The sequence below is a fragment of the Streptomyces sp. PL-25 genome (assembly GCF_058344915.1).
The window spans coordinates 1,400,026-1,417,931 of the sequence record NZ_CP136997.1 but is presented as its reverse complement, the minus strand read 5'-3'; the positions used below and the strand labels follow the sequence as shown (position 1 = coordinate 1,417,931).

Annotated in this window: 16 protein-coding genes; 10 read left to right on the top strand and 6 right to left on the bottom strand. The window is 75.0% G+C overall.

The genetic code is table 11. The features are described 5' to 3' along the window. The first annotated feature begins 4 nt into the window (after positions 1 to 4). From R4Z62_RS06280 to R4Z62_RS06260, 5 genes are all read left to right on the top strand, one after another. On the top strand, positions 5 to 691 hold the full coding sequence (locus R4Z62_RS06280; protein ID WP_064531971.1) for a hypothetical protein: 687 nt from the start codon (positions 5 to 7) through the stop codon (positions 689 to 691). Next, positions 678 to 1,373, top strand: a complete 696-nt coding sequence (locus R4Z62_RS06275) for a class F sortase (protein ID WP_491519302.1) — start codon at positions 678 to 680, stop codon at positions 1,371 to 1,373. The genes R4Z62_RS06280 and R4Z62_RS06275 overlap by 14 nt, the downstream gene beginning before the upstream one ends. A 319-nt stretch (positions 1,374 to 1,692) precedes the next feature. After that, positions 1,693 to 3,057 (top strand): ABC transporter ATP-binding protein, encoded by a 1,365-nt coding sequence (locus R4Z62_RS06270; RefSeq protein WP_491519301.1) that lies wholly within the window; start codon positions 1,693 to 1,695, stop codon positions 3,055 to 3,057. Between the two features lie 234 nt (positions 3,058 to 3,291). Next, positions 3,292 to 4,680: an aldehyde dehydrogenase family protein gene (locus tag R4Z62_RS06265; protein WP_491519300.1), complete on the top strand. Its 1,389-nt coding sequence runs from the start codon at positions 3,292 to 3,294 to the stop codon at positions 4,678 to 4,680. Between the two features lie 14 nt (positions 4,681 to 4,694). Next, entirely contained in the window at positions 4,695 to 5,777 is a 1,083-nt protein-coding gene (locus R4Z62_RS06260) for a Zn-dependent alcohol dehydrogenase (RefSeq protein WP_064531965.1), read from the top strand. 371 nt (positions 5,778 to 6,148) lie between these two features. Here R4Z62_RS06260 and R4Z62_RS06255 read toward each other — a convergent pair whose 3' ends face one another. From R4Z62_RS06255 to R4Z62_RS06245, 3 genes are all read right to left on the bottom strand, one after another. After that, positions 6,149 to 7,138, bottom strand: a complete 990-nt coding sequence (locus tag R4Z62_RS06255) for a DMT family transporter (RefSeq protein ID WP_491519299.1) — start codon at positions 7,136 to 7,138, stop codon at positions 6,149 to 6,151. Positions 7,139 to 7,210: 72 nt separating this feature from the next. Then, positions 7,211 to 8,020, bottom strand: coding sequence for an ArsR/SmtB family transcription factor (locus tag R4Z62_RS06250; protein WP_491519298.1), 810 nt, complete (start codon positions 8,018 to 8,020; stop codon positions 7,211 to 7,213). A gap of 57 nt (positions 8,021 to 8,077) precedes the next feature. Then, on the bottom strand, positions 8,078 to 8,719 hold the full coding sequence (locus R4Z62_RS06245) for a TetR/AcrR family transcriptional regulator (RefSeq protein ID WP_355483860.1): 642 nt from the start codon (positions 8,717 to 8,719) through the stop codon (positions 8,078 to 8,080). A 113-nt stretch (positions 8,720 to 8,832) separates the two neighbouring features. Between R4Z62_RS06245 and R4Z62_RS06240 the strand changes: the two genes are divergently transcribed. The 3 genes from R4Z62_RS06240 (at position 8,833) to R4Z62_RS06230 (ending at position 11,217) form a co-directional block, all read left to right on the top strand. Next, a complete protein-coding gene (locus R4Z62_RS06240; protein WP_018570404.1) occupies positions 8,833 to 9,984 on the top strand; it encodes an acyl-CoA dehydrogenase family protein in 1,152 nt (383 codons plus the stop codon). Positions 9,985 to 10,167: 183 nt separating this feature from the next. Continuing rightward, positions 10,168 to 10,455, top strand: coding sequence for a YiaA/YiaB family inner membrane protein (locus R4Z62_RS06235; protein ID WP_026252962.1), 288 nt, complete (start codon positions 10,168 to 10,170; stop codon positions 10,453 to 10,455). A 120-nt stretch (positions 10,456 to 10,575) separates the two neighbouring features. Then, positions 10,576 to 11,217 (top strand): TetR/AcrR family transcriptional regulator, encoded by a 642-nt coding sequence (locus R4Z62_RS06230; protein ID WP_382848475.1) that lies wholly within the window; start codon positions 10,576 to 10,578, stop codon positions 11,215 to 11,217. Between the two features lies 1 nt (position 11,218). On the opposite strand, the gene R4Z62_RS06225 is transcribed toward R4Z62_RS06230, so the two are convergent. Next, entirely contained in the window at positions 11,219 to 11,680 is a 462-nt protein-coding gene (locus R4Z62_RS06225; protein WP_064531954.1) for a MaoC family dehydratase, read from the bottom strand. 118 nt (positions 11,681 to 11,798) lie between these two features. On the opposite strand from R4Z62_RS06225, the gene soxR reads away from it, so the two are divergent. Beyond that, complete coding sequence (gene soxR / locus R4Z62_RS06220; protein ID WP_491519297.1) at positions 11,799 to 12,293, top strand: redox-sensitive transcriptional activator SoxR; 495 nt, start codon at positions 11,799 to 11,801, stop codon at positions 12,291 to 12,293. A gap of 1,147 nt (positions 12,294 to 13,440) precedes the next feature. Here the strand turns inward: soxR and R4Z62_RS06215 are convergent. Then, a complete protein-coding gene (locus R4Z62_RS06215) occupies positions 13,441 to 14,166 on the bottom strand; it encodes a 3-keto-5-aminohexanoate cleavage protein (RefSeq protein ID WP_491519296.1) in 726 nt (241 codons plus the stop codon). A gap of 77 nt (positions 14,167 to 14,243) precedes the next feature. After that, positions 14,244 to 14,849 carry a hypothetical protein gene (locus R4Z62_RS06210; protein ID WP_018570398.1) on the bottom strand — a complete coding sequence of 202 codons (606 nt, stop codon included), beginning with the start codon at positions 14,847 to 14,849 and terminating at the stop codon, positions 14,244 to 14,246. A 258-nt stretch (positions 14,850 to 15,107) separates the two neighbouring features. Between R4Z62_RS06210 and R4Z62_RS06205 the strand changes: the two genes are divergently transcribed. Beyond that, entirely contained in the window at positions 15,108 to 17,903 is a 2,796-nt protein-coding gene (locus tag R4Z62_RS06205) for a penicillin acylase family protein (protein WP_491519295.1), read from the top strand. Positions 17,904 to 17,906: the final 3 nt, after the last annotated feature.

Here is a 17,906-nt window from a genome sequence, read left to right as displayed (position 1 = left end):
GCGCATGCCCACCCTGACACTCCCACGCACCCTCGGCTCCCGCGTCGGTGCCGCCGCGGCCCTGACGGCCCTGACCGCTGCGGGTGCCACCTGGCTGGCGGCGCCCGTGGCGATGGCCCAGGGAGAGGCCGGCGACATCAAGATCCACCGGGTGGGCGTGCCCTTCGGCGTCTCGAAGGACGACCCGGTGGTGTGCCGCTTCTACCTGGACGCCGTCAACTTCGACGTCCTGCCCACCATCGGCTACACCATCCAGGCCATGCCCCCGTTGCCCACCAGCGCCACCGTCACCGGCACCATCGCGCTCGCCGCCGGGGCGGGCCACACCGACCCGCTGGGCCTGGCCGACGGGCAGTACAAGCTCGTCTGGACCGTCGCGGGCGTGCCCAAGGAGAAGATCTTCCATGTCAACTGCCGTGACGACGACGGCCGCAAGGAAGGCGCCCAGGGCCCGGCCGGGCAGATCGAGGACCAGGGCCGTGGCAACGGCGAGCAGCACTCCGGGCCCGGCGCCGGGCAGAACGGCCAGAACGGGCAGGGCCCCAAGGGCGGCGTGCACGCGGGCGGCGGCGGCCTCGCCTCGGCCGCCGCGTACACCCCGGTGGCCGGGGCCGCGGCCGTGGGGCTCGTCGTGGTCGGCGGGGTCGCGTACCTCCGGCTGAACCGCCGGCGCACCCGTGGCGCCGCGTAGGCGCCGACGCAGGCCCTGGTACCGGACCCGCGCCTACCGCCTCGCCAGGACGGCCGCGCTGACGGCCGTCCTGGTCACGGTGGGCACGCGGTGCGACGGGCACCGCGACCACGGCGCACCGCGGCGGGCGGCCGGCCCGCACGCCGAGGCGGCCGCCGCCCCGGCGGACCGGCGGGACGGCCCGGCCGGCACTGCGGCCCCGACCGGGCCCCCGCCCCGGCCGCTGCCCCGCTCCCCGGCGACCTCCCTGCGCATCCCCTCGCTCGGCATCGACGCGCCCGTCACCGGGATCGGCCTCGCCGCCGACCGGCAGCTCGGGACCCCGCCCGTCGACAAGCCTAAGCTGGTGGGCTGGTACCAGGACGGGCCCACCCCGGGCGAGTCCGGCACCGCGCTCGCGGTCGGGCACCGCGACACCACCACCGGTGCCGCCGTCTTCGCCGCGCTCGGCCAGGTGGAGCCCGGCCGCTCCATCGAGGTGCGGCGCGCGGACGGCCGTACCGCCGTGTACACCGTCGACAAGGTGCGGGTCTTCGACAAGGACCGCTTCCCCGACAAGGAGGTCTACGGCCGCTCCCGGCGGCCCGAGCTGCACGTCATCACCTGCGGCGGCCTCTACACCCGGCGCACCGGCTACTCCAGCAACGTGGTCGTCTTCGCCCATCTGACGGCGACGAGATGAGCCGCGCGCGGAGGCGGCGGGCCGAGGCGCGCGCGGGGCGGGGCGGCGGGCGCCGGCCGCCCCGCCCCGCCGCTGGGCGCGGACCGACCGCCTCCGTCCCCCTTCGCACCTGAACCCGCCCGAACCCGCCTGATCCCCCGATGCGGCCGTATCCCGCCCGATCCCGCCTGATGGACGAAAGTGTGCGAGATCGTGCCCGATGTCTTCCCCGGGCCGCACCCGTCCGTTAGCTTCCGTGACTCACACGCCCCGTACGACCCGCGCGAGGCGTCCGCCGCGCTGCGCCCAGCGCCTGGGTGAGTCACCGAAGGCATGCCTCATGACACGCGCCATCTCCCTGCACGACGTGAGCAAGACCTACAGCAGCAAGACCCCACGGGTGGTGGACCGGCTGTCGCTCGACGTGGCGCCCGGTGAGTTCCTCGTCCTGCTCGGACCCTCCGGCTGCGGCAAGTCCACGGTCCTGAGGATGATCGCCGGACTGGAGGAGATCACCGAGGGGGTGCTGCTGCTCGACGGGGAGTACGCCAACGAACTGCCGCCCGCGGCCCGGGACATGGCGATGGTCTTCCAGAACTTCGCGCTCTACCCGAACATGACCGGCCGCGGCAACATCGGCTTCCCGCTGCGCATCGAGTCGCCCGGCGCCGACCACGGCCCCCGCATCGACGCCACCGCCCGGATGCTCGGCATCGAGGACCTGCTCGACCGCCTCCCCGGCCAGCTCTCCGGCGGCGAGCGCCAGCGCGTGGCCATGGGCCGGGCGATAGCCCGCCACCCCTCCGTCTTCCTGATGGACGAGCCGCTGTCCAACCTCGACGCCAAGCTCCGCAGCCATCTGCGCGCCGAGATCGCCCGGCTCACCAGGGAACTGGGCGTCACCACCCTCTACGTCACCCACGACCAGTCGGAGGCCATGTCCCTGGGCGACCGGGTCGCCGTGCTGCGCGGCGGGGTGCTGCAACAGGTCGGCACCCCGCGCGCCGTCTACGCGCTGCCCCGCAACGTGTTCGTCGCCGCCTTCATCGGGACCCCGCGCATCAATCTGCTGCGCGGACTGGTCCGCGCCCCGCTCGACGGGGCCATGACGATCAGGCTGGGCAAGCAGTTCCTGCGGCTGCCCGAACCGCTCTCCCTGGACCACCAGTTGCTGCGCGTGCAGCAGGGCCGCGAGGTGATCGTGGGGCTGCGCTCGGAGGCCGTGCGGATCGCGAAGCCCGCCGCCGCGCGGCCCGGTGAGGTGCCGCTGACCGGGCTGGTCGAGCACCTGGAGTTCCAGGGCCACGAGGTGCTCGTCCACTTCGACACCGGGTCGAGCCCGGCCGTCGTACCGGAGCTGGAGGCACCGCGCCCGCACACCCGGCCGGACCGGCGCCGCCGCCGCGACGCCACCGTGCTGGAACGCCTGCGGGAGCGGGCCGGGGCCCTGCGCGGCGGCCCGGTGGCGCTGCTCGACCGGCCACGCGGGGCGGCTGGCGGAGAGACCGGCGCCGCACCGGAGGGCGCCCGCGCGGCCGAGCCCCGGCTGCCCGGTGACCTGGTGGTGCGCACCACCCCCGACATCCGGCTCCGGCACGGCATGCAGGTGCCGCTCCTGGTCGACCTCGCCCACCTCTTCGTCTTCGACCGGCACGGCGAGCGCGTCTGCCCGGCCCCGGACCGGCTGCCGGACCTCCAGGAGTGACCGGCGGGAACGACCGCCGGGCGTGATCTGCGGGCGTGATCTGCGAGAGCGACCGCCGGGAGGGTCCCCGGGAGTGACCTGCGGGAGTGAGCCGCCGCACACCGGGCGGGGAGGGGTGCGGTTCCCTGGCGCCACAAAACTATCGGCGCTAGTTTATGGATCGGCCGAGCCCGGCCCGCACCCCCCGTGGACCGCGCGCCGACGCGGCCGACGCCCCCGCCCCGGAGGAGCACCATGAAGGCACACGACGGCATGTACATCGGCGGCGCCTGGCGCCCCGCCCCCGACCGCGACGCCATCGAGGTGGTGAACCCGGCCGACGAGCAGGTCGTCGCCACCGTCCCCGCGGGCACCGCCGAGGACGTCGACGCGGCGGTGCGCGCCGCCCGCGCCGCCTTCCCCGGCTGGGCCGCGACCCCGCCCGCCGAACGCGCCGCCCGCCTGGCCGCCCTGCGCGACGTCCTCACCGCCCGCAAGGACGAGATCGCCGAGACCGTCACCACCGAACTGGGCGCCCCCGAGCAGTTCGCCCGGTCGGTCCACGCGGGCCTGCCCCTCGCGGTCGCCGCCTCCTACGCCGACCTCGCCGCCACCTACGCCTTCGAGGAGCGGACGGGCAACTCCACCGTCCTGCACGAGCCCGCCGGCGTGGTCGGCGCCATCACGCCCTGGAACTACCCGCTGCACCAGATCGTCGCCAAGGCAGCCCCCGCCCTGGCCGCGGGCTGCACCCTCGTCCTCAAGCCCGCCGAGGACACCCCGCTCACCGCCCAGCTCTTCGCCGAGGCCGTCGACGAGGCCGGATTCCCGGCCGGTGTCTTCAACCTGGTCACCGGGCTCGGCCCGGTCGCCGGACAGGCCCTGGCCGAACACCCCGGCGTCGACCTCGTCTCCTTCACCGGCTCCACGGCCGTGGGCCGGCGGATCGGCGCCACGGCGGGCGCCGCCGTCAAGCCGGTCGCCCTGGAACTGGGCGGCAAGTCCGCCAACGTCATCCTGCCCGGCGCCGACCTCGCCAAGGCCGTGCACGTCGGCGTCGCCAACGTCATGTCCAACTCCGGCCAGACGTGCAGTGCCTGGACCCGCATGCTCGTCCATCGCGACCGGTACGACGAGACGGTCGCCCTCGCCGCCGCTGCCGCCGCCAAGTACGCCGACCGCATCGGCCCCCTCGTCAACGCCCGGCAGCGCGACCGGGTCCGCGGCTACATCGAGCGCGGCGTCGCCGAGGGCGCGCGCCTGGTGGCCGGCGGCCCCGAGGCGCCCCGCGAGCGCGGCTACTACGTCAGCCCCACCGTCTTCGCCGACGTCACCCCCGGCATGACCATCGCCCAGGAGGAGATCTTCGGCCCGGTCCTCTCGGTCCTGCGCTACGAGGACGAGGAGGACGCCCTGCGCATCGCCAACGGCACGGTCTACGGACTCGCCGGAGCGGTCTGGGCGGCCGAGGAGGCCGAGGCGGTCGCCTTCGCCCGCCGCATGGACACCGGCCAGGTCGACATCAACGGCGGGCGCTTCAACCCGCTGGCGCCCTTCGGCGGTTACAAGCAGTCCGGAATCGGGCGGGAACTCGGCGCGCACGGACTCACCGAGTACCTTCAGACCAAGTCCCTCCAGTTCTAAGGGAGTCACGCGCCATGGCCGTACGTGCCGCCGTCCTGCCCGCCATCGGCTCACCGCTGGAGATCACCGGCATCGACCTGCCCGAACCCGGCCCCGGACAGGTCCGCGTCCGGCTCGCCGCCGCCGGGGTCTGCCACTCCGACCTGTCCCTGACCGACGGCACCATGCGCGTCCCGGTCCCCGCGGTCCTCGGCCACGAGGGCGCGGGCACCGTGCTCGCCGTCGGCGAGGAGGTCACCCATGTCGCGCCGGGCGACGCCGTCGTCCTCAACTGGGCGCCGTCCTGCGGCGCCTGCCACGCCTGCGGTCTCGGCGAGGTCTGGCTGTGCGCCGACGCCCTCCGCGGCGCCGCCGACGTCTACGCCCGCACCACCGGCGGCACCGACCTGCACCCCGGTCTGAACGTCGCCGCGTTCGCCGAGGAGACGGTCGTCGCCGCCTCCTGCGTCCTGCCGCTGCCCGACGGCGTCCCGCTCGCCGACGCCGCCCTGCTCGGCTGCGCCGTCCTCACCGGCTACGGCGCGGTCCACCACTCCGCCCGAGTGCGCGCCGGGGAGACGGTGGCCGTCTTCGGCGCGGGCGGCGTCGGACTCGCCACCCTCCAGGCCGCCCGGATCGCGGGCGCCGGGCGGATCGTCGCCGTCGACGTCAGCCCGGCGAAGGAGGAACTGGCCCGCCGGGCGGGCGCCACCGACTACGTCGTCGCCTCCGAGAACACCCCGCGCGAGATCCGCGCCCTCACCGGCGGCCAGGGCGTCGACGTCTCCGTGGAGTGCGCGGGCCGCGCCGTCTCCATCCGCGCCGCCTGGGAGTCCACCCGCCGCGGCGGCCGGACCACGGTCGTCGGCATCGGCGGCAAGGACCAGCGGGTCACCTTCAACGCCCTGGAGATCTTCCACTGGGGCCGCACCCTCTCCGGCTGCGTCTACGGCAACGCGAACCCGGCCGAGGACCTGCCCGTACTCGCCGCCCACGTCCGCGCCGGCCGCCTGGACCTGGACGCCCTGGTCACCGAGCGGATCGCCCTGGACGGCATCCCAGCCGCCTTCGAGAACATGCGCGCGGGGAAGGGCGGCCGGGCCCTGGTGGTGTTCTGACGCCGGGGGAGCCGCGGGCGCCGGACCACACCTGCGCCGTCCGGCGCGGAACCCGGGCGCGTTCGCCGCAGGACCCGGTGGGCTCGCGGCGGGGCCGGTGCGCCCGGCGGCGAGGGCGCCGGATCGCCGCTGCCCACCCCCGCCCCCGCCGCAGCCCGCCCCCGCCCTCGCCGCTGCACGTTCCCGCCGCAGCCCGTGCGGCCGCTCGCGCCGAGCATCCGCTCGGGCCGCGGTCGCCGACTCCGCCGTCCCGGCGCGGCCCCGGGCGCTCACCGTGGGCCGTGTGGGCCCCGGTGGGCGCTAGGTGCGGCACCCGGCGCCCGAGTACACACCGGACCGCCGCCGCCCGCGTCCCCGCGCCGGCCGCCCGCTCAGCGCACCTGCTCGGGACGCGGCCGGGCCGTCCCCGCGTCCGCCTCCGCCCGGTCCGCCTCCGCCCGGTCCGCCTCCGGCAGGGCCTCCGCCGCCGACCGCCTCCGCGGGCGCGAGCGGGACACCGCCACACCCGCCAGGCACAGCACCCCGCCGCCCAGCGTCAGCAGTCCGGGCACCTCGCCCAGCACCAGCCACGACATCAGCACCACCAGCGCGGGCACGGCGTACGTGGTCGCGCCCATCCGGGTCGCGCTCGTCCGGGCCAGGGCGTACGCCCAGGTGGTGAAGGCGAGGGCGGTCGGGAACAGGCCGAGATAGACCACGTTGAGCGTGGCGGTCAGCGGCGCGCGGGCCGCCTCGTGGACGAGCTGCCCGGCGAACGGCAGACACGCCACCGCGCCGACCAGGCACCCGAAGGTGGTCACCTGGAGGACGCTCGCCCGGCCCAGCGCGGGCTTCTGCGCGACGACCCCGAAGGCGTAACCGACGGCCGCGAGCAGGCACAGCACCACGCCCACCACCGAGGAACCGCCCGCCCCGGACATCGAGAGCCCCACCGTCACCGCCCCGGCGAACGACACCCCCATGCCCGCCAGCAGCCGCGGCGGCATCCGGTCGCCCAGCAGCCGCGCGCCGAGCAGGGCGATCAGCAGCGGGCCGACATTCACCACCAGGGCGGCCGTCCCGGCGTCCACCCGCTGCTCACCCCAGTTGAGCGCCACCATGTAGAAGCCGAACCACAGCAGACCCGACAGCGCGATCCCGCGCCACGCCTCCCGCGGCGGCCACCCCTCCCGCCGCACCAGGCACAGCGCCCCCAGCGCCACGGCTCCGGCCAGCAGGCGTCCGAGCGCCAGCGCCCCGGGCGAGTACGCGGCTCCCGCGCTGCGGATCGAGACGAAGGCGGAGGCCCACAGCACCACGGTGACCGCGGCGGCACCGGCCGCCAGTCGGGACGGGGTCAGGACCTGGTGTTCACGCATCATGTCTCCGGAGGCTAGGCGGGGAGGGAAAGGGAAAGCTCGCGGATTCCGGACACGGAGTCCACCGGCCGGCCGTCAGGCCAGTGCCGTGTGCTCGATGCCGAGCAGTCCGGACAGGGCGGTGGCGCCGGCCGGGGTGACCCGTACGGCGCGCTCCGAGCCGATGCGCTCGCACCAGCCGGTGTCCAGGGCGTGCCGGCACAGGGCGGCGCCCGCCGCGCCCGCCAGATGGGGGCGGCGCTCCGTCCAGTCCAGGCAGGCGCGGGCGAGCGGGCGCCGCCCCCGCCGGTCCAGCGCGATGCCCGCCGAGGCGAACCACCCCAGCCCCGCGTCCGTGAGCGCGAACCCGGTGCCCGTATCGCCGGACCCCGTACCGCCGGACCCCGTGCCACCCGTCCCCGTGCCACCGGAGCCCGTACTGCCCGGGGCCGTACCGCCGGTGCCCGCGCCGGCGTCCGCCCGCAGCAGGCCGCGCGCGGTCAGCGCGTCCGTCACCGCGATGCCGAGGCGCCCGGCGAGATGGTCGTAGCAGGTGCGGCCCCGGGCCATCGCGGAACCGGCGCCCGCCTCGCGCAGGGTGCGCGGACGGCGGGCCGCGGGCGCCGCCCGCGCGGCCAGGTCCTCCACCAGCTGGGCCACCCGCGCGTCGGCGAGGCGGACGTACCGATGGCGGCCCTGCCGCTCCTGGGCGAGCAGGCCGCCCGCGACGAGCCGGTCCAGATGCGCGCTGAGCGTGGAGGCGGCCACGCCCGCGCGCCGGGCCAGCTCACCGGCCGTCCAGGCCCGTCCGTCGAGCAGCGCCAGCAGACAGGCGGCGCGGCTCTCGTCGGCGATCAGCCCGGCGAGCGCCGCCAGCGCGGGTGCCTGCGGATCCTTGGGGGTCATACGTCCCAGGATGGGGTACGGACGGTTCGGCGGGCGCCGAAGTGTGGCCGCGGGCGGCTACGCCTCGGCGCGGGCCTGCTCGTACTGGTGCGCCAGCCCGTCCAGCAGGGCCGTGAGCCCGGTCTCGAAGGCGCGTTCGTCGATCTTCTCCTGCTGCTCGGCGAGCAGATGGGCCTGGCCGAGGTGGGGGTAGTCGGCGGGGTCGTAGGCGCCCGCGTCGTCCGGGAAACCGGCGGCGAAGGAGCCGAGCGCGGAGCCCATGACGAAGTAGCGCATCAGCGCGCCGACCGAGGTGGCCTGCGCGGGCGGCCAGCCCGCGTCGACCATCGCCCCGTAGACGGCGTCGGCCAGGCGCAGCGCGGCCGGGCGGCGGCCGGGGCCGTGTGCGAGGACCGGGACGATGTTGGGGTGCGCGCGCAGGGCGGCCCGGTAGGAGACGGCCCAGTCGTGCAGCGCGGTGCGCCAGTCGCGCCCGTCCTCGAACATCGACAGGTCGACCTGGGCGCTGACCGAGTCCGCGACCGCCTCCAGGATCTCGTCCTTGGTGCGGAAGTGGTTGTAGAGCGAGGGGCCGCTGACGCCCAGTTCGGCCGCGAGCCGGCGGGTGGAGACGGCGGCCAGGCCCTCCGCGTCCACCAGCTCCCGCGCCGTCGCGACGATGCGGTCGGTGCTGAGGAGGGGCTTGCGCGGTCGGGCCATGGCGCACATAGTAGGGCTGCGGACTAAAACTAGCAGTGGTAATTTAATTGTTCGGCTTTCAAGGTCCAGGGTCGTCGCAGGCCCGGGATCCGGCATCTGTGGGGTGATCCGTCATGCATCTCGGGCTCAGCGAGGAGCAGACAGCGGTACGGCAGCTCGCCCGGGACTTCGTCGCACGGGAGATCGCCCCTCACGTCGTCGCCTGGGACCGCGCCGAGGAGGTGGACCGGGGCATCGTGAAGAAGCTCGGCGAGGTCGGCTTCCTCGGGCTGACCATCGACGAGGAGTACGGCGGCTCGGGCGGCGACCACCTCGCGTACTGCCTGGTCACCGAGGAGCTGGGCCGCGGCGACTCCTCCGTGCGCGGCATCGTCTCCGTCTCGCTCGGCCTGGTCGCCAAGACGATCGCCGCCTGGGGCGACGCGGAGCAGAAGCGGCGCTGGCTGCCGGGCCTGACCTCCGGCGCGTACGTCGGCTGCTTCGGCCTCACTGAGCCCGGCACCGGCTCCGACGCGGGCAGCCTCACCACCCGGGCCGTGCGCGACGGCGACGACTTCGTCCTCGACGGCACGAAGATGTTCATCACCAACGGCACCTGGGCCGACGTCGTGCTGCTGTTCGCCCGCTCCACCGACGCCCCCGGCCACAAGGGCGTCTCCGCCTTCCTGGTGCCCACCGACACCCCGGGCCTGACCCGCCGCACCGTGCACGGCAAGCTCGGGCTGCGCGGCCAGGCCACCGCCGAGCTGGTCCTGGAGGGCGTGCGCGTCCCCGCCTCCGCCCTGCTGGGCGAGGAGGGCAAGGGCTTCTCGGTCGCGATGTCGGCGCTGGCCAAGGGGCGGATGTCGGTGGCCGCGGGCTGCGTCGGCATCGCGCAGGCCGCCCTCGACGCGGCCGTGCGGTACGCGGGCGAGCGCGAGCAGTTCGGCAAGCCCATCGCCCGCCACCAGCTCGTCCAGGAGCTGATCAGCGACATCGCCGTGGACGTGGACGCCGCCCGGCTGCTGACCTGGCGGGTCGCCGACCTCGTCGACCGCGGGCAGCCGTTCGCCGTCGAGTCGTCCAAGGCCAAGCTGTTCGCCTCGGAGGCCGCCGTGCGCGCGGCCAACAACGCCCTCCAGGTCTTCGGCGGCTACGGCTACATCGACGAGTACCCGGTGGGCAAACTGCTGCGCGACGCCCGGGTGATGACCCTCTACGAGGGCACGAGCCAGATCCAGAAGCTGGTCATCGGACGGGCGCTGACGGGCGTCTCCGCCTTCTGAGGTCCGGCCGTGCAAGCTTCCGGGACGCCCGGCCGGGCCTGGCGCCGGGACCCGACCGCGCGGGCTCCGGGACCCGGGACCCGGCCGCGAGGGCTTCCGCGGCCCGTCCGCACGGGCGTCTGAGTACGCGTCTGAGTACGTCGGCGGATGTGGCGGCGGCCACATCCGCGGATGCTGGGCCGCATGAGTGACACACCGGTCAAGCACCAGAACACGGCCGCCTTCTACGGCCAGGCCGTCGCCTCCTTCGCCATCGCCATGGCGGCCACCGCCATCGGCATCTTCCGGCTGGACGCCAACGCCTGGGTGCGGTCCTTCCTCGCCATCGCCGTCCTCTACCTCGTCACCTCCGCCTTCACCCTCGCCAAGGTGATCCGGGACCGGCAGGAGGCCGGGCAGATCGTCAGCAGAGTCGACCAGGCCCGGCTGGACAGGCTGCTCTCCGAGCACGACCCCTTCGAGAAGATCTGACCGGCCGGGCCCCGGCCCGCTCCGGGGCCCGGCCGCAACCGCCCCCACCGGGGACGCTAAGCGCCCGCTCAGCTTCGGCGGTATGGTGGACCCCTTGACGCAGAGAGGGGCGAACGAGCGATGAGTACGGCGCAGGAGACGGCCGGCGGGGACGCGCAGCCGTGGGCCGAGGTCACCCCCGACGCGGCCCGGCGGCTGCTCGTGGCCGCGGTGGAGGCCTTCGCCGAGCGGGGCTACCACGCGACGACGACCCGCGACATCGCCGGCCGGGCCGGGATGAGCCCCGCCGCGCTCTACATCCACTACAAGACCAAGGAAGAGCTGCTCCACCGCATCAGCCGCATCGGCCACGAGAAGGCACTGGAGATCCTGCGCACGGCCGCCCGGCGCGAGGGCAGCGCCACCGAGCGGCTCGCGGACGCCGTCAGCTCCTTCGTCCGCTGGCACGCACGCGGGCGCACCACCGCGCGCGTCGTGCAGTACGAACTCGACTCCCTCGGCCCGGACGCCCGCGCCGAGATCCTCGCGCTGCGCCGCCTGGTCGACGCCGAGGTGCGCGCGGTCGTCGAGGAGGGGGTGGCCGCGGGCGAGTTCGACGTCCCGGACGTGCGCGGCACGACGCTGGCCGTGCTCTCCCTGTGCATCGACGTCGCCCGCTGGTTCAACGTCGAGGGGCCCCGCACGCCGGAGGAGGTCGGCGCGCTCTACGCCGACCTCGTGCTGCGCATGGTCGGGGCCCGGCCGGACGCCGCTCGGCCGTAGGTCAGAGGTAGTAGCGGGAGACCGACTCCGCCACGCACACCGGCTTGTCGCCGCCCTCGCGCTCCACGGTGAAGGCGACGCTCACCTGCACCCCGCCCTCGACGTCGCGCACGCCGGTGATCGACGCCGTGGCGCGCAGCCGGGAGCCGACCGGCACGGGGGAGGGGAAGCGCACCTTCTCGGTGCCGTAGTTGACGCCCATCTTCACGCCCTCGACCCGGATCAGCTGCGGCCCGAACAGCGGGAGCAGCGACAGGGTCAGATAGCCGTGCGCGATGGTCGTGCCGAAGGGGCCCGCCGCGGCCTTCTCCGGGTCCACGTGGATCCACTGGTGGTCGCCGGTCGCCTCGGCGAACAGGTCGATCCGCTTCTGGTCGACCTCCAGCCAGTCGGTGTACCCCAACTGCTCGCCCACCGCCGCCCTCAGCTCGTCGGCGGAGGTGAAGATCCTCGGCTCTGCCATCTGCCCGGCCTCTCGCGTCGCACATCGTCCCGTATGTCTAAGCAACTGCTTAGCATGCTCGGTGTGGCGGCCCCTGTCAACGGAACCGGGCCCGGACGCGGTGGGTAGGCTCTGAGGAGTGCCCCAGATTCCCGAGAAGATCAACGAGCTGACCGTGGGCCAGATGTCCGCCCGCAGCGGCGCGGCCGTCTCCGCCCTCCACTTCTACGAGGCCAAGGGCCTGATCAGCAGCCGCCGGACCACGGGCAACCAGCGCCGCTACAGCCGTGACGCGCTGCGCCGGGTCGCCTTCGTCCGGGCCGCCCAGCGCGTCGGCATCCCGCTGGCCACGATCCGCGCGGCCCTCGCCGAACTCCCCGAGGAGCGCACCCCCACCCGCGAGGACTGGGCCCGCCTCTCCGCGGCCTGGCGCTCCGAACTCGACGAGCGCATCAAGCAGCTCAACCGCCTGCGCGACCACCTCACCGACTGCATCGGCTGCGGCTGCCTCTCCCTGGACACCTGCGTCCTGTCCAACCCGGACGACGCGTTCGGCGACCGCCTGACCGGCTCCCGCCTGATGGCCGAGCGCCCCGGTGTCACCGCCCCCGCCGACCGGCCGAAGAACCCCTGACCCCACCGCCCGCCCCCACGCGACCGATGCTCCGGGGCGCGGCGGCACCCGGCCCGGTGCCGGGGCACCGTGATCCGCTCGGGCGGTGTGCGTCGGCTCCGGTGGCACCGCGCGCCGGCCGGTGCCCCTGTTCGGGCGGGTGCAGGCGTAGGCGTACGTGGGCGCCACCGCCGGGGGAGGGGCGCGCCTGCCGGACGCACCGCCGTGGTGGTCCGTCGCGGACCCGGTGCTCGGGCGGACGCCGGGGCGGCGTGGTCCGCTCGCGCGGGCGGTGCGCCCGGCGCCGACACCGGCGGTGCCGGGTGGGAGCCGTGCCCCGGCCGCGTCCCGGTGCCGGGCGGCAGAAGGCCCCGCCGTACGGGTGGGGCGCGAGCCGGGTGTGCACGGGGCATCACCGTCGGCGGAGGGGCGGACCGCCCGGCGCCACCGGCGCTGGAGCGGACGCCGGGGCGGGGCGTCCCGCGCGGTACGACGGCGAGCGGCGCCGGTGGCGCCGGGCGGGGCGGGGCGGAGATGACCCGCGGGCGGGCGACCCGGGTGCGTCCGGGGCCCGGCGCGAGCCGGTGCACCTGCCCAGGCGGGCGGGCCCGGATCAGGCGCGTACGTACGCGGTACTGCGCCGGGAGGGAGACCCGCCGTCCCGGCGCGGCGCCCGTCCCGGGACCGGTACGGCACCGATGCGTCCGTGGATGGCTGCGCCGTTCCGGGGCGCCGCTGAGGCGTCCGTTCCGCTCCGATGCCCGTCCCGGCGCGGGGGCTGGCCAGGGGCCTGTACGGCACCGAGGTGCCCGCCCCGGCGCGGCGCCCGTCCCGGAGCCCGTACCGCACCGATGCGTCCACGGATGCCCGTACCGTTCCGGAGCGCCGCCGAGCGCCCGTTCCGCTCCGGTGGCCGTCCCGGCGCGGTGCCCGGCCAGGGCCCCGTACGGCGTCGATGCGTCCGCGGATGCCCATTGCCGTCCCGGAGCGCCGCCGAGACGCCCGCCCCGGCGCGGCGCCTGCGGCGCGGCGTCCGGCCCGCCCGGCGCCGCCGGGACCCCGCCCCGCCCCGGCGCTCCCGCGGTAGCCCACACCGCCCCGGGCAGCCCCCGGACGGGGAGGCGCCCCGCCGCCCAGAACCCCTTCGTGCCCCCGCTCCGCCCGCGGCCTACGGCCCGCCGTCCTGACGGTGGACCAGGCGCAGCGCCTCCGTTACCAACTGGGCGTTGGACGCGGCGGGTTCGCCGTCGGGCAGGTGGAGGGTGTCCTCCAGGCCGATGCGGGTGGGCAGGCCGAGGCGGGCCGCCAGGGTGAGGACGGGCCAGGTGCTCGCCTCCTCGCCGTGCAGCAGGACCGGGCGGCCGTGCGCGTCGCCGACGGCGGCCAGCAGGGCGCGGGCGGACGCCTCGGCACTCACGACGGCCGGGTCCGTCACCTCCGCCAGGACGCGCAGCACCCGGGGAGCGAGCGGCGAGGCGGCGAACCGGGCCGGGCCGTCCGTGCCCGACCAGAGGCCGGCCTCGACGCCGACGCCCCGGTCGAGCAGGGCGGCGGCCAGTTCCTCGGCGCCCGGCTCGTGCCAGTTGACCGAGGCGAAGTCGGGCAGCACCGTCCAGTCCCGCACCCGCGCGAGGCGGGCCGCCGGACGGGGCTCCGTCCAGGCGCCCGTGGTCACCCCGACCGGCACGGCCACCCGCTCCCTGATCGCCTCCACCGTGGCCGCCACCACGCGGGGCGACAGGCTCTCGCGCCCGCACGGTGTACGGGGATGGACGTGCACCTCGGTGGCGCCCGCCGCGACGGCCTCCGCCGCGGACCCGGCCGCCCGGTCCGGGGTGAGCGGCACCGCCGCGCCGTCCCGGGCCGTACGGGAACCGTTCAGACACACCTGCATGGCCGCAAGGGTGCCCCGGACCGCGACCCGGCACTCCCCGGCGCCGGTCCGGCACCCCGTCCGGCGTCCCGTCCGGCTCAGGCCGACACCAGCAGCCGCCGCCCGCGCCGGGCGTCCGCCAGGGCCGCGGGGGTGAGCACGGGCCGCGGGACCAGGATGCCGCAGTCCGCGCAGACCGGTCCCGAGGACGGCTCGTGGTCCAGGCCGTACCGCCACACCAGGCGCTCCGCGCCGCACACCGGGCACGCCGCGCCCGGGTCGCGCTCCAGCGCGGCGATCAGCCGGCGCAGCACCTCGGCCAGCGGCTCGCCGGGGTGCACCCGGGGGTCGTCGCACCAGGCGACCCCGAAGCCGCCCCAGGTCAGCCGGTGCCAGTCGTCCACGCTGCCCGGCCGGCGCAGCCCGTCGTGCTTCTCCTTCCTGCGCCGCCCGGCGAACTCGGCCTCGTAGGCGAGCCACACCGAACGCGCCTCCTCCAGCTCCTCCAGCGCGGCCACGAGCCGCACCGGGTCGGGGGACCTGTCCTCCGGGCCGAACCCGGCGCGGGAGCACAGATGGTCCCAGGTCGCCCGGTGCCCGTAAGGGGCGAACCGCTCAAGGCACTTGCGCAGTGAGTAGCGCCGCAGTGCCAGATCGCACCGCGGGTCCCGCACCTGTCTCGCCAGACTCCGGAAACCGGCCATCGCCCTGCACCTCCGTCACACCTGCACCTGCTACTTCGGTCACTTCGGCGCCGTCGTACGGATGGGTCGTACCGACGTCGTCGGATAGACGCGTCTGCCCGCGATTCGGCTCCATCCGATTTCCGGTGTCCGCCACAGCTTCGCCCTGATCGACCGTCATGTCCGTCACGCAGACTCCAAAAAGTGACGCGTGTTCATCTTCCAAGTCGGAGCTACCGCCGGTAACGTCCCGCCCCACCCCCGTCGGGAGGAGCAGTCATGCCACGGCGCACCCCACTCAGCGCGCTCGACAGAATGAGAACTCCCCGCAGATTCCCCGGGTTCCTGAAGACCGCATCCGTATGCGTCCTCATTGCCGGTCTTTTGTCACCCTTTTCCCAAGCGGTCGCCGCGAGCGGCGCGCCGAAGGCCGCTGCCGCGGACGACTACTGCGGCGGACAGTGCTCGGACATCCTGCCGCCGGGCGAGAACGGCAACGCCACCCTCGCCCAGATCCTCCTCAACCAGGCGTTCGGCACCCAGCCCGGCCACGCCGAGGACCAGCTCGGCCCGTACGCGAACCTGGCCAAGGGCTACCCGGCGCTCACCACCGACAAGATCAACACCTTCTTCAACGACGCCTCGTTCGGCGTCCCCTCCGGCCAGGTCGCCTCCAGCGAGAAGCCGGCCGGACGCGGCGACGTCACCATCGTCCGCGACAAGAAGACGGGCGTACCGCACATCACGGGCACCACCCGCTACGGCACCGAGTTCGGCGCCGGGTACGCCGCCGCCGAGGACCGGCTGTGGCTCATGGACGTCTTCCGGCACGTCGGCCGCGGCCAGTTGACCTCCTTCGCGGGCGGCGCCCCCGCCAACCAGGGCCTTGAACAGCAGTTCTACCGCAACGCGCCCTACACCGAGGCCGACCTCCAGGCGCAGATCGACACCGCCGTGGCCAAGAACGGCGAGCGCGGGCAGCAGGCACTCGCCGACGTGAACGCCTACCTCGCCGGGATCAACGCCTACATCGACGCCTCCGACCCCGGCCGCTACTTCCCCGGCGAGTACGTCCTGACCGGGCACAAGGACGCCATCACCAACGCGGGCACCATCGACCACTTCAAGGTCACCGACATGGTCGCGCTGGCCTCGGTGGTCGGCTCGCTGTTCGGCGCCGGCGGGGGCGGCGAGGTGAACAACGCCCTGTCGCTGCTGGAGGCCCAGGCCAAGTACGGCGTGGCGGAGGGCACCAGGGTCTGGGAGTCCTTCCGCGAGCGCAACGACCCCGAGGCCGTCCTCACCCTGCACGACGGCCAGAGCTTCCCCTACGCCGCCAAGCCCGCCTCCGCGCAGGGCGAGGCGCTGCCCGACGCGGGCTCGGTGACGGCCGAACCCCTGCTGTACGACCGCACCGGCAGCGCGAAGAGCCAGGCCGCGACGGGCACCGCGGACTCCGCCGCGAAGAGCGCCCTGTCCTCGGCCCGCCGGGGCATGTCCAACGCCCTCGTCGTCAGCGGCGCGCACACCGCGAGCGGCCACCCCGTCGCCGTCTTCGGGCCGCAGACCGGCTACTTCGCCCCGCAGCTGCTGCTGCTCCAGGAGATACAGGGGCCGGGCATCAGCGCCCGCGGCGCCTCCTTCGCGGGCCTGAGCATGTACGTCGAACTGGGCCGCGGCCAGGACTACTCGTGGAGCGCCACGACCTCCGGCCAGGACATCATCGACACCTACGCCGTCGAGCTGTGCCAGGACGACCACCACTACCTCTACCACGGCACCTGCACCGCCATGGAGCAGGTGCAGCAGGCCAACGCGTGGAAGCCCACCGTCGCCGACGGCACCGCGGCCGGCTCGTACACCATGCGGGTGTGGCGCACCAAGTACGGCCCGGTCCAGTACCGCGCCACCGTCGGCGGCAAGAAGGTCGCCTACACCACCCTGCGCTCCTCCTACCTGCACGAGGCCGACTCCATCATCGGCTTCCAGATGCTCAACGACCCCGACTACGTCAAGGGTCCGCAGGACTTCCAGCAGGCCGCGCAGCACATCAACTTCACCTTCAACTGGTTCTACGCCGACTCCCGGCACACCGCGTACTACAACAGCGGCGACAACCCGGTGCGGGCCGCCGGAGTCGACGCCGAGTTCCCGGTGTGGGCGCAGCCGGCCTACGAGTGGCGCGGCTGGGACCCGGCCTCCAACACCGCCGACTACACCGCGCCCGCCGCGCACCCCAACTCCGTCGACCAGGACTACTACATCTCCTGGAACAACAAGCAGGCCGAGGACTACGCGGCCGCGCCCTGGGGCGAGGGCTCGGTGCACCGCGGCAACCTGCTGGAGGACCGGGTGAAGAAGCTCGTCGCGGCCGGCGGGGTGACCCGCACCGCGCTGACGCAGGCGATGGCGGACGCGGCCGTCGCCGATCTGCGCGCCGAGGACGTGCTGCCGAAGCTGCTGAAGGTGATCGACGGCGCGCCGGTCACCGACAGCGCGGCCGCGGCGGCGGTGGACAAGCTGCGGGCCTGGCTGACCGCGGGCGCCCACCGCACCGAGACCTCGGCCGGCTCCCAGAAGTACGCCGACGCGGACGCCGTCCGCATCCTCGACGCCTGGTGGCCGCTGCTGGTCAAGGCCGAGTTCGAACCGGGGCTCGGCAGCGACCTGTACACCGCCTTCGGCGCCAACCTGCCCGTCGACGAGGCGCCGTCCGCCGGACACGGCCCGACCGGCTCGCACGCGGGAAGTGCCTTCCAGTACGGCTGGTGGAGCTATGTCGACAAGGACATCCGCGCGGTCCTCGGCGAGCGGGTGAACGGCCCGCTGGCGCGGAAGTACTGCGGCGCCGGCAGCCTGACCGCCTGCCGCGACAGCCTGCTCGGCACGCTCAAGCAGGCGGCGGGACTGACCGCGGCCCAGGTCTACCCGGGCGACGACCAGTGCTCGGCGGGCGACCAGTGGTGCGCCGACTCGATCGCCCAGCGCGCCCTGGGCGGCATCAAGCACGGCAGGATCAGCTGGCAGAACCGGCCCACCTACCAGCAGGTCGTGGAGTACACCTCGCACCGGTGACCC